General features: G+C 62.2%; 14 protein-coding genes. 6 read left to right on the plus strand and 8 right to left on the minus strand.

Features of this window, described 5'->3' with window-relative positions; translation table 11 throughout:
* Positions 1 to 9 precede the first annotated feature (9 nt).
* On the plus strand, positions 10 to 1,875 hold the full coding sequence (locus WDJ60_RS15810; protein ID WP_340101622.1) for a bacteriohemerythrin: 1,866 nt from the start codon (positions 10 to 12) through the stop codon (positions 1,873 to 1,875).
* Here the strand turns inward: WDJ60_RS15810 and WDJ60_RS15815 are convergent, their stop codons facing one another.
* Positions 1,876 to 2,490, minus strand: coding sequence for a metal-dependent hydrolase (locus WDJ60_RS15815; protein ID WP_340101624.1), 615 nt, complete (start codon positions 2,488 to 2,490; stop codon positions 1,876 to 1,878).
* Positions 2,491 to 2,641: 151 nt separating this feature from the next.
* Here WDJ60_RS15815 and rbcL point away from each other — a divergent pair, with 151 nt between their 5' ends.
* Together rbcL and WDJ60_RS15825 are read left to right on the plus strand one after the other, a co-directional pair.
* Positions 2,642 to 3,892, plus strand: a complete 1,251-nt coding sequence (gene rbcL, locus WDJ60_RS15820; RefSeq protein WP_340101625.1) for a type III ribulose-bisphosphate carboxylase — start codon at positions 2,642 to 2,644, stop codon at positions 3,890 to 3,892.
* 54 nt (positions 3,893 to 3,946) lie between these two features.
* Complete coding sequence (locus tag WDJ60_RS15825) at positions 3,947 to 4,963, plus strand: phosphotransferase family protein (RefSeq protein WP_340101627.1); 1,017 nt, start codon at positions 3,947 to 3,949, stop codon at positions 4,961 to 4,963.
* On the opposite strand, the gene WDJ60_RS15830 is transcribed toward WDJ60_RS15825, so the two are convergent.
* Together WDJ60_RS15830 and WDJ60_RS15835 are read right to left on the minus strand one after the other, a co-directional pair.
* Positions 4,960 to 5,823 (minus strand): ATP-dependent ribose-1-phosphate kinase, encoded by an 864-nt coding sequence (locus WDJ60_RS15830; protein ID WP_340101628.1) that lies wholly within the window; start codon positions 5,821 to 5,823, stop codon positions 4,960 to 4,962. The two genes, WDJ60_RS15825 and WDJ60_RS15830, sit on opposite strands and share 4 nt — an antisense overlap.
* 2 nt (positions 5,824 to 5,825) lie before the next feature.
* Positions 5,826 to 6,779: a ribose 1,5-bisphosphate isomerase gene (locus WDJ60_RS15835; RefSeq protein ID WP_340101629.1), complete on the minus strand. Its 954-nt coding sequence runs from the start codon at positions 6,777 to 6,779 to the stop codon at positions 5,826 to 5,828.
* A gap of 181 nt (positions 6,780 to 6,960) precedes the next feature.
* Here WDJ60_RS15835 and WDJ60_RS15840 point away from each other — a divergent pair, with 181 nt between their 5' ends.
* The 3 genes from WDJ60_RS15840 to WDJ60_RS15850 are packed head-to-tail and all read left to right on the plus strand — an operon-like array spanning position 6,961 to position 9,261.
* Positions 6,961 to 7,704, plus strand: coding sequence for a beta-ketoacyl-ACP reductase (locus tag WDJ60_RS15840; RefSeq protein WP_340101630.1), 744 nt, complete (start codon positions 6,961 to 6,963; stop codon positions 7,702 to 7,704).
* 1 nt (position 7,705) lies between these two features.
* Complete coding sequence (locus WDJ60_RS15845; RefSeq protein WP_340101632.1) at positions 7,706 to 8,872, plus strand: thiolase domain-containing protein; 1,167 nt, start codon at positions 7,706 to 7,708, stop codon at positions 8,870 to 8,872.
* Entirely contained in the window at positions 8,869 to 9,261 is a 393-nt protein-coding gene (locus tag WDJ60_RS15850) for a Zn-ribbon domain-containing OB-fold protein (RefSeq protein ID WP_340101634.1), read from the plus strand. Before WDJ60_RS15845 ends, WDJ60_RS15850 begins: the two co-directional genes overlap by 4 nt.
* Positions 9,262 to 9,280: 19 nt before the next feature.
* On the opposite strand, the gene WDJ60_RS15855 is transcribed toward WDJ60_RS15850, so the two are convergent.
* From WDJ60_RS15855 to WDJ60_RS15875, 5 genes are all read right to left on the minus strand, one after another.
* A complete protein-coding gene (locus WDJ60_RS15855) occupies positions 9,281 to 10,345 on the minus strand; it encodes a methionine synthase (protein ID WP_340101635.1) in 1,065 nt (354 codons plus the stop codon).
* The gene (locus tag WDJ60_RS15860) at positions 10,342 to 11,337 is read right to left on the minus strand and encodes a 5-methyltetrahydropteroyltriglutamate--homocysteine methyltransferase (RefSeq protein ID WP_340101636.1); all 996 of its coding nucleotides are present in this window, start codon (positions 11,335 to 11,337) and stop codon (positions 10,342 to 10,344) included. Before WDJ60_RS15860 ends, WDJ60_RS15855 begins: the two co-directional genes overlap by 4 nt.
* 66 nt (positions 11,338 to 11,403) lie before the next feature.
* Positions 11,404 to 12,009, minus strand: coding sequence for a HemK2/MTQ2 family protein methyltransferase (locus WDJ60_RS15865; protein WP_340101637.1), 606 nt, complete (start codon positions 12,007 to 12,009; stop codon positions 11,404 to 11,406).
* Positions 12,009 to 12,866, minus strand: coding sequence for a 16S ribosomal RNA methyltransferase A (locus WDJ60_RS15870; protein ID WP_340101638.1), 858 nt, complete (start codon positions 12,864 to 12,866; stop codon positions 12,009 to 12,011). The genes WDJ60_RS15865 and WDJ60_RS15870 overlap by 1 nt, the downstream gene beginning before the upstream one ends.
* Entirely contained in the window at positions 12,866 to 13,450 is a 585-nt protein-coding gene (locus WDJ60_RS15875; RefSeq protein WP_340101640.1) for a DUF655 domain-containing protein, read from the minus strand. The genes WDJ60_RS15870 and WDJ60_RS15875 overlap by 1 nt, the downstream gene beginning before the upstream one ends.
* Positions 13,451 to 13,460: the final 10 nt, after the last annotated feature.

A 13,460-nucleotide genomic window follows, 5' to 3' on the forward strand; every position in this document is an offset into this window, starting at 1 on the left:
GTAGCTGGTATGGAACTCAGTCCCGAGTCGAAACTCATCGAGTGGGATGACGAGCGCTACAGCACGGACATCGACCGGTTCGACGACCAACATCAGTATCTCTTCGGGCTGTTGAACGAACTCTACGTTGCGATGGACGAGGAGCGCTCGGACGAGGAAGTCGGCGAAATTCTGCGGGAACTCGAACGGTACACGGAGTATCATTTCGGAGACGAAGAGGAGTTTATGCAGGACTGTGGCTACTCGATGGAGTGTGCGGACTGTTTCTACAACCACCGGGAGAAACACGACGAGTTCGAGGAGAAAGTCCGTGATCTCCGCCAGCGCCACGAGAACGACGAACACATCGAACTCGAAGTGTTGACGTTCGTCTCCGACTGGCTCGACTCACACATCGCCGGCGTCAATCAGGACCAGAACTACAGCGACTACTACGAGGAGAATCTCGGTGACGAGTACGAGTACACGCCGGGGAAGCTGAACAAGAACCGAGAGGTAGAAGCGGCTCACCCAGAAGCCCTCCGGGAGGAGACGACCGTCGCGGACCTCGACGTTTCTCTGGGGAGCAAAATCCGGGCCGGCGAGACGCTGTCGATTCCCGACGGCCCCTTCGCGGCGTGGTTCGAACGAGTGTGCGAGCGCCACGCCGACCGCACGGCTGTGCGCCTCCCCGACCGACCGGACCGCGACGACCTGACGTTCTCTGACCTGCGCCAGCAGGCGAACGAGGTGGCTGCTGGCCTTCTCGATTTGGGGCTCGAACCCGGTGACAGAGTCGGTATTTACGCCGACCCCACCTACGAGTGGAGTGTCGTCGATATCGCCTGTCACCTCGCGGGACTTGTCTCCGTCCCCGTCTCGAATCTCTACAGCGACGACCGAGCACGCCATATCGTCGACGATGCCGGTATCGACACCCTCGTCGCCGAACGGCTGTTGCCGGTCAGCGTCGAGCAGACTGTCGAAACGGTCGTATACATTGACGACCTCCCGAGGGGGGCGGCGACTGACCTGCCTGGCCTCGACCGGGACGGCGATGAGGTCGCGACCATCGTCTACAAACTCGGGACGAACAAACACCCGCGGGGCTGTGCGCTGACCGATGAGAATCTGCGGGCCGGAACGCAGATGCTCACCGATCAGCTCTCAATCGAGACGGGGAGCACCGGAACCTGCTTTCTCCCGCTGGCTCACATATATCAGCGACTCGCTGGCTACTCCCTCTGGCAGACGGGGTGCGCCCTCGCGTACATGGACACCGACGAGTTCGAAGCGGGTCTCAAGACGGTCGAACCGGACGTCCTCGTCGGGGTTCCACAGGCCTACGAGCGCCTCCGTGGCACGATAGAAGACCGGATGCACGACATGAGTGGCGCGCGAAAGTTTATCGCCGGTAACGTCGCTGAAAAGTACGGCGCGACGATGTGCGAGAGTGAGAGTCCGTCCAGACGCCTCTCGGTGAAACACTCGATGGCAGAGAAGACGGTGTTCGGACGACTCCGCGAAGAGTTCGGCCTCTCGAACGTCAGCCACGCCTTGACCGGGACCGAGAGCATCGACGACGAGACGATGCAGTTCTTCTGGGGCTTTGGCATTCCGGTCCGGGAGATATACGAATCGACCGAGTTGACCGGGGTGGCGACAATAACGGCCGCCGACGACTACCGGTCCGATATCGTCGGGAAACCGTTCCCCGGCACCGAAGTCGCACTGGCTGCCGACGACGAAGTCGTTGTCCGCGGTCCCGGTGTCATGGACGGCTACTGGGACGACGAAGAGGCGACGGCCTACGCTATCAGAGAGGGGTGGTATCACACCGGCGATATCGGCACATTCGACGACGACGGCTCGCTCACAATCGTCGGGTCGAAGTGACTATCGCTCGACGAGGTGGTCGAATCGTCTGGGGACGAAGACGTGAAGCGACTGAGGAGTGTACCGGACCGCGACGCTGATAATTTCGACCAGATGCTTTCTGACGAGGACGTATCCCGTCGAGACCAGCAGGGTACCAGCGACCAGTGTTCTGATCGGATCGGTCGCGACTGCGAGCAATGGTATTCCGGCACCGAGAGCGAGCACCAGGTCCGAGGGAGCGCCGTCGTACGCGACGAGACGCCGCGGTGCGACCCACCGGCCGTGGAAGTGTGAGTAGACCGCTCGGTCCGGCTGGTCTTCCCAGGGACGCAGCGAGAGGCCACCACCAGCGGCGTCCATCACGGTGTGGAGTGCCACTGCCACGACTGCAGTCGCGAGCAGGACCGTCGGGAGTGAGGGAACAAGCACCGCGAACGCGACGGCGGGTATCGCGGCGAAACTGGCGTAGACCGGGAAATGGAGGGTCCGACGGTGGTCGGCATACACATCGAGGTCTGGCAGGAACCCGGCGACGAAGCCGACGACCATCGCGGCGGGCGCGTATTCGGGTGCTATCGGTACCAACAACGCTCCGACAGCCATCCCGTACAGTGCGTGAGTCGTCGCCATCATGGTATGCAGTGAAGGGCCTGTATAGTGATGTATGTGACGCCGCATATCTCTCCATAGTTCGCGTGCCGTCCCACCATTTCGAGCGACAAACCAATAGATGCGAGCCGATAGCTGCGGCCGGATTTATACACGTCCACGACAATTGGTAGCTATGAACATTTCTTACGAGGACTTCATCGACCTGTCCTACGAGCCAGCCGACACGGACCTCGTCTGTTCGTTCTACGTCGAGCCAGCGAGCGACATGAGCTGGGAGGCGGCAGCCAGCCGCGTCGCCTCGGAGAGTTCCAACGGAACGTGGGCCGAACTGCAGGTCGAGGGGTCGGTCAGAGACCTCTCGGCGACTGCCTGTGGCATCGACGAGGATGCCGGCCTCGTGACCGTCGCCTACCCCGACCCCCTCTTTGAGGACGGTAGCATGCCCCAGATTCTCTCCTGTATCGCCGGGAACATCCTCGGGATGAAAGCCGTCGACCAGATTCGACTGCTTGACTGTGCGTGGCCCGAGAAACTGACACGGACGTTTCCGGGACCGCAGTTCGGGACCAGCGTGAAGAGCGAAATCCTCGACGCGCCCGACCGCCCCATCACCGCGACGGTACCGAAACCGAAGGTCGGGCTCTCGACCGACCAACACGCCCAGATAGGCTACGAAGCGTGGACCGGCGGTCTCGACCTGTTAAAGGATGACGAAAATCTCACTGACCAGGAATTCAACCCGTTCGAGGACCGCCTGACCGAATCGCTCGCACAGCGGGACCGCGCCGAGGACGAGACCGGCGACCCGAAAAGTTACTTGCTGAACGTCACCGCGCCGGGCGAGGAGATGCTCGAACGGGTCGATATGGCGGCTGAGCACGGCTGTGAGTTCGTCATGGTCGATGTCGTGACTGCGGGGTGGGCGTCAGTGCAGCAGGTCCGCGAACGCTGTGCGAAACACGGGCTTGCGATTCACGCCCACCGCGCGATGCACGCCGCCTTCGACCGCGTGCCGACCCACGGCGTCTCCATGCGCGTTCTCGCACAGGTAGCCCGACTCTGTGGCGTCGACCACATCCACACCGGGACCGCGGGCCTGGGAAAACTGGAAAACGAGGATACGCCTGGCATCAACGAGTGGCTCCACGCCGATCTCTACGGGCTCAACGACGTGTTACCGATGGCTTCCGGCGGACTCCATCCCGGTTTGATACCGACGCTGGTCGAGACGCTCGGGACGAACATCGGAGTACAGGCCGGCGGCGGCGTCCACGGCCATCCGGACGGAACGCGAGCCGGCGCAACTGCGCTCCGGCGAGCAGTCGAGGCGGCAGCGAGCGGGGAGTCCATCGACGACGCCGCGGCCGACTGTCCGGAACTGGCGACGGCAATCGAGCAGTGGGGGACCGAGACACCGCGATAACAGCGGTTTTCCGCGACGGGTAGTTTTTTCAACACTGGTGTGAACTGCGTTACTGTGTCGAGTCCAGCAGGCGACATCGAGGCGGTTCTGGACGAGTCCGGCCCTGATTACGACGAGTTCTCCTTCGAGCGACCGACGGCCGGCCACCAGGGAGAGGTGTTTCTCGTCACGCTCGGCTATCGAGGCGAAGAGTACGAAGTCGTCGTGAAGTTCCAGCCCGCCGGCGACGAGTCGTTCGCGCTCGAACCCACACTCCACGACTACGTCGCCGACCGCCTCGACATCCCAGTCCCGCGTATTCTCGTCTTCCAGGACGACCCCGAACTCGATGTCGCCCCTTACTTCGTGACAGAGCGCGTCGAGGGGGACAACCTCGCCGAGTCGCTCGCCCAACTCGACGATGGCCTTCGGTGCCGCGTCATCGAGCAGGCCGGTCGGATTCTGGGTCGCACGCACGCCGAGATCGGGTTCGAGGGATTCGGTCGTCTCGGGCTGGACGACGGCCGCCTCGTCGTCGAGGAGTTCTCCTGGGACTGGCAGCAGTTTTTCGGCGACATGGTCGACGGGTACATCGACCGGCTCGCCGAGACGCCGTTTGCAGACCTGCAGGCAGACGCCCGCGAACACGTCGACGGCGCAATCGGTGTCATCGAAAGTGACGGCGTTCCGCGGCTGGTCCACGACGATTTCCGACCGGCGAACATGCTGTTCGACCCCGCTGCCGAGGAGCCGATTACTGCCGTACTGGACTGGCAGTTCGCGCTTGCGGCCCATCCGGAGTATCACCTCGCGCGGACGGACTTTCTCTTTATCGACCCCGCTTTCGAGGACGCCGAAACCCGGGAACGGCTCCGAGAGAGGCTCTATGCCGGCTACCGCAAATACCGCGAGTTCGAGCCAGACGAAGGGTACGAGCGGCGGCGCGCAGTCTATCACTTCGCGACGCTGCTGTGGCGTATGGGCGGCTTCGGGGCCGCATTTGCGGAGTTTTCCGATCTGGCGAAGGCCCGCGCTGAGGCACGCTTTCGCCAGCAGTTCGAGCAGTTGGCCAGCGTCCTCCCCGGCCCCTAGTGGTCCTGCTGGAACTGTTCGATCGCTCCCCACGAGAGGTCCGTCCTCGCCCCGATATCGCGCGACGCGAGCGCGCCACAGGCGTTTCCGACTGCGAGCGCCGCTGCGGAGTCGCGACCATCGAAAACAGCCGCGAGAAAACCGGCGGCAAAGGCGTCACCGGCACCGGCCGTATCGACCGGCTCGATGTCGTAACCCGGATGTGAACCGGTCTCCCCGCCGCGCAGTTCTGCGCCGTCGTTGCCACGCTTACAGACTGTCACTCTGGCGCGGTCAGTGAGACTGTCGACCGTCGCGCAGTTGAGTTCTCGGTCGTTCACGAACAGATAGTCTGCACGGGCAGCCGCAGCGCTGTAGTCGCGGTCACAGATTCTGCGACCGGGGTCGACACTAACAGACAGCCCGGCCGCTATCCCTCGGTCGGCCAGCGTCGCTGCTGTCTCCGGGTCCTGTCCGGTCAGGTGGAGGTGGTCTGCCGACTGCAAGTGGTCGTCGTCGACGGCCTCGGCGGTGAACGCCTCGTTGACGCCGTCGTTTGCCAGTATCATCACCTGTCCGTCCTCGTCGACAACGAGATACTTCACCGTCGTCTCTCCGCCGTCGACGGTCAGAATAGGGTCGCAGTTGACACCGAGTCTCGAAAGTTCGTGGAGAGCGAGCAGGCCGCTCTCGTCGTCGCCGACGCTGCCCACGAGGGTCGTATCGACCCCCAGGCCGACCAGCCCGGCAGCGGTGTTCGAGGCGCTCCCGCCGCCGGCCTGGGACTGGTCAGTTATCGACGTCTCGCCGTCGGGGTCCGGGAGCGAACTGACGCGGAGGGTCACGTCCCAGTTGACGTGTCCGACACAGAGAACCCGCATCGTCACTCCTCCCAGGGCCGACCGGTTTCCGGTCCGTAGAGCTCCCGCATCAGCGTCACGATACTCTCCGGTGGGAACTGCCCGCGTTCGGTGACGACGGCGTCGACGTGGCGCGCTGGTGTCCGGTCGAAAGTCGGATTGGCAATTTCGATGGTGTCGAATCCGAGACGTTGCTCGTCGGAGAGCACTTCGCTGGGCGCGCGGTGTTCGATGTCGACGCGCCCGCCAGAGAGCGTCTCCGGGTCGAATTTGAGCGTCTGGGCAGCGACGACGAAGTTTACGTTCCTGTTGCGCGCACTCGCTGCCAGCCCGGCCGTCCCGATTTTGTTGACAACGGTCCCGTCGGCAGTGATGGTGTCGGCCCCGACGAAGACGTGATCGACTTCGTTCAGGTAGCTGTACGCGGCGCTATCGACGACGAAGGTCACTGGAACGTCCAGTTCGTCGAGTCGACGCGCGCTCAGATGTCCCTGTTTTCGCGGTCGCGTCTCCTTGACGATAGCCGAGAGTTCCTTTCCCTGGTCGAGCGCGGTCTCAAGACAGGCGAGAACGTCCGTCGAGTGACAGTGGGCCATCACGGTGTCACCCGTCGTGAGTCGGTTGGCCCCAACAGTACCGAGGTCGGACTGTGCGTGGTCGAGACGGTCACAGAACTCCTCGACCGCTGTGACGACCGAGTCCCTGACGGCCTCGACGTCGTCGCCGTTCATCCTGTTCAAGACGTACCGGAGTGTGTTGGGAAGACTCACCGCAGTTGGTCGGGTGGCGTGGAGTCTCCGGGCGGCCGCTCGAAGGTCAGATCGGAGCGCCGCGGCGTCCCCGGCGTCGCTCGCCGTGGCCTGTTCGCGCAGGGCTGTCGCTGTCGCCTCGGCAATTGCGGCTGCACCACGTATCTCCATACGTGCTATCGCCTTTGCCGTGTCGGTAACCGAATCGCAAACCTCGCCGTCGCCCATGCATTGTGGTATGATGCCATGGAACAAAAGGCTCGCGCCAGCCAGCTGTCACTAGCCACCTAGGGGAAATCTACAAGACATGACTGTGTGTAGAGTCGATTGTACAATGAAGCAATATAGTTACCCAGCCGATACAAATTTTAGTCATGGTATCGTACCTCACGGAGGAGAGTGATATTTAATGTCAATGGACGGTCGAACGTGCCTGGTTACTGGCTCGTCGAAAGGTATTGGACGTGGAATTGCAGAGGACCTGGGGAGTCGCGGTGCGAACGTTGTCGTGAACTACCGCTCGTCTGAAGCTGCGGCCCACGAGGTGAAAGACACGATCGAAGACTCCGGTGGCAACGCCATCACAGTCCAGGCCGACGTGGCGAACATGGGCGAGGTCCAGTCGATGTACGAGACGGTCACCGACACTTACGGCAACATCGACGTGCTTGTCAACAACGCGGGTATTACGGTCGACAAGAAATTCGAGAACATGACCCGCGAGGACTGGGACCGCGTGATGGAGGTCAACCTCGGGGGCGTGTTCAACTGCACGAAAACCTGCTTCGAGGACATCCGAGAAGCCCACGAAGGTCGCCTCATCAATATCTCCAGTGTCGTCGGTCAACAAGGAAACTACGGGCAGGCAAATTACGCCACAACGAAATCTGGTCTGTTCGGATTTACCCGCACGATTGCGCTCGAACTCGCACGTGATGGCTCGACAGCCAACTGTGTCGCCCCCGGCTTCGTCAAGACGGATATGCTCGCGGACGTCCCCGACCGCGTCAAAGAGGGGATTCTCGAGCGGATTCCGCTCGACCGCTTCGCCGAAGTCGAAGATATCGTTAGTATGGTAACGTTCGTCGCCCAGGAACAATCTAGCTACATGACCGGACAAGTACTCGGTATCAACGGAGGGATGGAGTGGTAAGATGAGTCGGGTTCCAATTGCGGGCGTCGGAATGACAAAATTCGGCAAAAACGGCGAGCGGACCTCTCGCGAGATGTTCGCCGAAGCCGCCGGGAAAGCCTTCGAAGACGCCGGGCTCGCGCCCGACGATGTCGACGAAGTATTCTATGGCAACTTCATGGGCGAGATTGCAGAACAACAGGGCCACTCTGGCCCACTGGCGGCTGACTCCGCGGGCGTAACCGCGCCATCGACGCGTATCGAGAGCGCGTGTGCGTCGAGTGGTGCTGCCGTCCGCCACGGTGTCAACCGCATCCGCAACGGTGACGTCGACGTGATTCTCGTCGGCGGTGCCGAACGGATGACCAACATCTCGACGGCAGAGGGGACCGCTGGTCTTGCGGCTGCTGCAGACGCTCTCTGGGAAATCAAATCCGGGGTTACGTTCCCGGGCGCGTACTCGCTGATGGCGAATCGCTACTTCCACGAACACGGTGGTTCGCGTGAAGACCTGGCGGAAATCGCGGTGAAAAACCACGACAACGCCGTCGAGAACGAGCTCGCGCAGTTCCAGATGGAAATCGATGTCGACGACGTACTGGGCGCGCCGACGGTCTGCTCGCCCTTCGGGCTGTACGACTGTTCGCCGATGAGCGACGGCGGGAGTGCTGCGCTGCTGGTCAGTGAGGACTTCGCCGACGACCACGGTCTCGGTCCGGATGTCGCGATTGTTGGCACAGGTCAGGACGGCGACCGCCTGGCGCTGCACGACCGCGTCTCGATGACGCGAACACCTGCTGCAGAACGAGCGGCTCAGATGGCTTACGACGACGCGGGAATCGGACCCGACGATGTGGACGTTGCAGAGGTTCACGATTGCTTCACCATCGCGGAAGTACTCGCCATCGAGGCGCTGGGCTTCTACGAACCGGGTGAAGGCATCAAAGCAGCGACGAACGGGGAGACGGCCATCGACGGCGATCTCCCGATCAACCTTTCGGGTGGATTGAAAGCCAAAGGCCACCCGGTCGGTGCGACCGGTGGCGCGCAGATCTCGGAACTGACGAAACTCCTGCGCGGTGACCACGTCAACAGTGAGGCGGTCTCTGACGCCGACATCGGCCTCACCCACAACGCGGGTGGAACCGTTGCAAGTTGTGTTGTCAATGTTTTGGAGGTGATGTCATGAGCGACGACGAGCGCGTGCGTGACGCGGGGTACGACGACTGGCTCGATTCGGCCGAAGAAGGCGAGCCGTACTATCTGGAGAGTCCGAGCGGGAACGGATGGCTCCCACCGCGGGAAGTCGACCCCGAGACCGGCGAGCGCGGACTCGAAGAGAAGCCACTGCCTGATACGGGCGAGATCCTCACGATGACGACGACGAACGTCGCCGGTCCGTCGTTCGCTGATGACGCGCCCTTCGTCGTCGCCGTCGCACAGTTCGGTCCCGTCCGAGTCACCGGTCAGGTCCACGGCATCGACCATGACGAGGTCGAAATCGGACAGGAAGTCGAACTCAGTGTCGGCGAAAACGAGACCGAAGGCGAGCGTCTCATCGTCTTCGAACCGGCATAAACCGGCTCAAGTCGCTTTTTTAGTCGTCGGCGCTTGCGACTGCAGCAACATCGAGTTCGCCAGCGTCGAGTTCCGCCTCGATTTCGCGGGCGGCCTGGACCATGTTCTCCATCTTGCCGTAGGCCACGTCACGCGGCAGAAGCTTCAGTCCGCAGTCGGGGCTGACAGTCAGCCGCTCGGGCGGAACGACTTCCAGTCCCTTCTTGATGTTGTCCTTGATCTCCTCGACGGATTCGACTTCGGCGTCGTGGACGTCGATGACGCCCATCGCGAAGTCCTTGGTGAACTCGTCGTCTTTGAACACGTCGAGTTGCTCGAAGTCTCCGTTGACGAGTTCGAGGTCGTACTCGTGGACGGGGTAGTCGAGAATCTCGGGGTAGATGCGGGAGTAGTCGCCGTAACAGACGTGCAGACCGAGGCGCACGTCGTCTGGTACGTTGTCGGCAATGCGTTCGAGACACTCGCCGACGATCGCGTGGTCGTCCGGCGTTGTCGCGAGGGCCGGTTCGTCTATCTGGATATATCGGGCACCCGCCTCGACGAGACCTTCTATTTCCTCGTTGACGAGGTCAGCGAGTTCGTAGGCGAGTTCTGCCTCGTCGTCGTAGACTTCGTTGAACGACCAGGAAGCGAGCGTGTACGGGCCCGTAATCGGCACCTTGACCGGGCTGTCGGCCACGTCCGAGGTAAACTCGTACTCGGAGATGAGCCACTCCTGGTCGTACTCGACTTCGTCGACGACGCTGGGTTTGTCGAAGTAGTTGTGACCCCAGACTTTCACGCGGCCGTTGAACTCGTAGCCGTCGATACGGTGGGCGAAGTATTCGACCATCTCGTTACGGCGCATCTCGCCGTCGCAGACCACGTCGATGCCACACCGCTCGTGCTCTTTGGTGATGAGTCTCGAAGCGTCGTCTTTGGCCTCTTCGAAGTTCTCCTCGTCGAAGTTCCGGTCTTCCTCCTCGTAGAGGTCACGAGCGCGGTGGAGCCACTTGGGCTTGGGGTACGACCCCACGACGGTCGTCATGAGGAAGTGGTCGTTCGGATGGTCCGCCGGCTTGAACTGTTCGCGTGGTCCTGTCATTGTGGTACCTCCTCGAGTTCCGCGGCGTTCGCAAGCGCGTCCAGTTTCGCCTCGGCCTTGTTCACCGGCAGATAGAACAGTTCGGTGTTCGAGGTGGCGTAGACGGTGTCGTAGTCGCCGTTGGTCTGGTCGTCGAACCAGTCGATACGCTCTCGGATGGTTTCGGGCGATTCGACGAGCGTGTTCTGGCCGTCGACGAGACCGAGTGCGACGTCGTCTTTCGTGCCGTACTCCTGCACGTTGTAGACGTTCTCGTCGTGGTTGCTCACGAGGTCGAACCCAATCGCATCCACGTCAGCGTCCATCAGGTGGGCGTACACCTTCTCCTCTAGTGCACCCCAGTAGGTGTGGGCGACGACGTCAGCGTCGACAGCGCTGGCGACCGTGTCGATGGCCTCGCTTGCGCGCTCGTCCTCGCCGTCTTCCGGCGCGTTCTCGACGAGCGACGGTTCGAGCAAGAACAGCGTCTCCACGTCGGGGAACTGGTCGGCTTCGTCTGCCAGGAACTCCGCGATTCCGTCCAGGAACGCCGCCTCGTCGCCGTAGTGGTCGTCGGTGGCGAGGTCCGCGAGCGAGTACGGGCCGGGCAGCACCGCCTGCAGTCCCGCGTCGACCTGCTCGGAGGCCGAGTCGAGTTCGGCAGCGATGTCACCGGTTGTCGAGAGCTCGTCGGTCACCACTGGCTCTCGATAGAAGTTGTTGTTGTCGTAGTACCGCACGATGCCGCGCATCTCGACTTCGTCGGCGACGGCAAGCGGGTGGGCGAGCATATCGTCCCACCGAAGTTGGCCCTCGACAATCCTGTCGAGACCAGCCTCTTGTTGGCGGTCGATAACTTCCGACCGCGCTCGATTGTACGCCGCAATTATTTCGTCGCTCTCGTCCCCACTGATGAGGTCGTCTTTCTGGTGGCCCTTCAGATCCGATAGATCCTCTTTTGCCCAGTCGGGCAACGGAAACAGGCCGGGTGTCGTCGCTACTACCCGTGTCATTACCCCGACGTAGGAAATGACGGCCTTTAATATTTCCTGTTTGGTTTAATGTCTGCGAGTTATTTATTAGGTCGCGGGTGCGCCAGTCGGGCGCAGGTGAAGGACGACCAACTTCTCGTAGGGATGGGACTCGGTAGCCGCTTCCATCGTCGTCAGCCCGTTCGTACGGGCGTAATTGCGTACCGCTTCGATGCCAGTCAGCGACGATACGAGCAGAAATGCGTCGCCGTCGGGCGCGAGCACGCGGCGGAGGTCGTCCAGAAACGGCTCGATGACCTCCCGTCCGCTTTCGCCGCCCGAGAGCGCTGTCTCCATCCAGTCGTCCCACTCTCTGTCCGGTTCGGTCGGCAAATAGGGTGGATTGAAGACGACCACGTCGAACGCGTCGTCGCGAAACGGCGTCAACTGGTCCGCACGCACCACCGGGACGCCGGCGTCGCGCGCCTGCCGGCAGGCGTTTGGGTTGAGATCAGACCCGACGACGTGCGCACTCGTCACCTCACCGAACCGATGGGCGATATACCCCGACCCAGTCCCCACGTCCAGCACCCAGTCCCCCTCCTCAGCGTACGCGACGGCGGTGTCGGCGAGCAGTTTCGAGTCCTCCGCTGGCTGGTAGACCGTCTCAGTGTCGCGCTGGTCGGCCAGCGATGGGCGTGTTCCGTCGCTCATCAGTAGCCACCGGGGTCACCCACCTCGTGGGCGAACGTCGCGAGTTGTGCGAACTCTGCGGGCGTAACGGTTCCCGCGCGACGACTCATCAGGTCCTCCCCGGCGGCCTCGACGACCGCATCGGGGTCGCCCAGTCCCGAGATGTGGGCCGTGTTCCGGACGGCGTTTCGCATCGTCTTCCGCCGCTGCGTGAACACCGCTTTCAAAAAGGCCATGAAGAAGTCCACGTCGGGAACGGTATATGCCGGCTCGCGTGGCGTCGTCCGAACCACGGCGCTCTCGACGCGTGGCTGTGGGTCGAATGCCTCCCTCGGTACTGTCTCCACGATATCGATGTCGGCGTAGTGGCCCGCAGTCACCGAGAGCCGGCCGTACTCGTCGTCGCTGGCATCGGCGGCCATCCGCTCGGCGAACTCCTGCTGGAACATCAGCACGAGCGGGCGGCCGCGGGGAAGCAGTCGGAAAGAAATCTCGCTGGAAATGCTGTAGGGTAGATTCGAGACGGAGGCTGTAAACTCCGGAATGTCGACGTCGAGTGCATCACCCTCGACGATGGTGAGCCGGTCGTCGTCGATGGCTTCGGCGAACTCCTCGCGGAGAAAGGCGGCCAGTTCGAGGTCTCGTTCAATGGCCGTCACGCGGTCGGCGACGCCGAGTAGTCGGTCTGTCAGCGCCCCCGTGCCGGCTCCGACTTCGAGGACGTGACTGGTGTCGGCATCCTCAGGGAGGTAGCCCGGCACCCTGTCGAGGACGCGGTCGTCGACCAGGAAGTGCTGGTCGAAGTCGGGGTTGCCGCGGACTCCAGCCCGTCGAATAAGCGCGTCGGGATCACGCGCGTCTGTCTCTGTCCCTGCCATCACTCCTCGTCGTCGTGCCGGACGAACGTCCTGTATTTCAGGTCCTCCTCCTGCAGTTCTTCGAGGATGCGTTCGACGAGCGTCTCCTTCGGATTGTGGAGGCCGCTGACGCGAGACTGGAGGTCCTCGAAGCTCTGGAAGGGCTGGCGTTTGCGTTCGTCCAGGATGGTGTTTCGCAGTTTCTTGCCGATACCGGGAAGCAGATTCAGCTGGTGGAGACGGAGCGTGATGGGTTGGGCGTCGTTGTAGAAGTCGACGAAGCGTTGCTCCTGTTCGTCGACGAGGTCCTCGACGGCGTACTCCAGTTCCGACTGGGCACCACCTGGGAGGTCGTCGTACTCTATCTCGTTGACGCGTTCTGCCAGGGCCGAATCGTACACGTCGACGCGGTCTCCGATAGAGACGTCCGACTCATCTCCGACGATGAGTTCGTAGAGCTGGAAATCCTCGACACCAAAGGCGTAGGCGAGCGGCTGTTTCTGGTACTGGGGCCGGTCGTCTTCGGTACGGCCGTGAGGGAGAAAATCGAGTACGATAGCCTGTCCGCGCTGGCCCGGCGAGTCGTCGCGCTCGTCGTCACTCATACTGATGTGG

Origin of the sequence: Salinibaculum salinum (genome assembly GCF_037645885.1) — an archaeon.
GTDB classification, from domain to species: domain Archaea; phylum Halobacteriota; class Halobacteria; order Halobacteriales; family Haloarculaceae; genus Salinibaculum; species Salinibaculum salinum.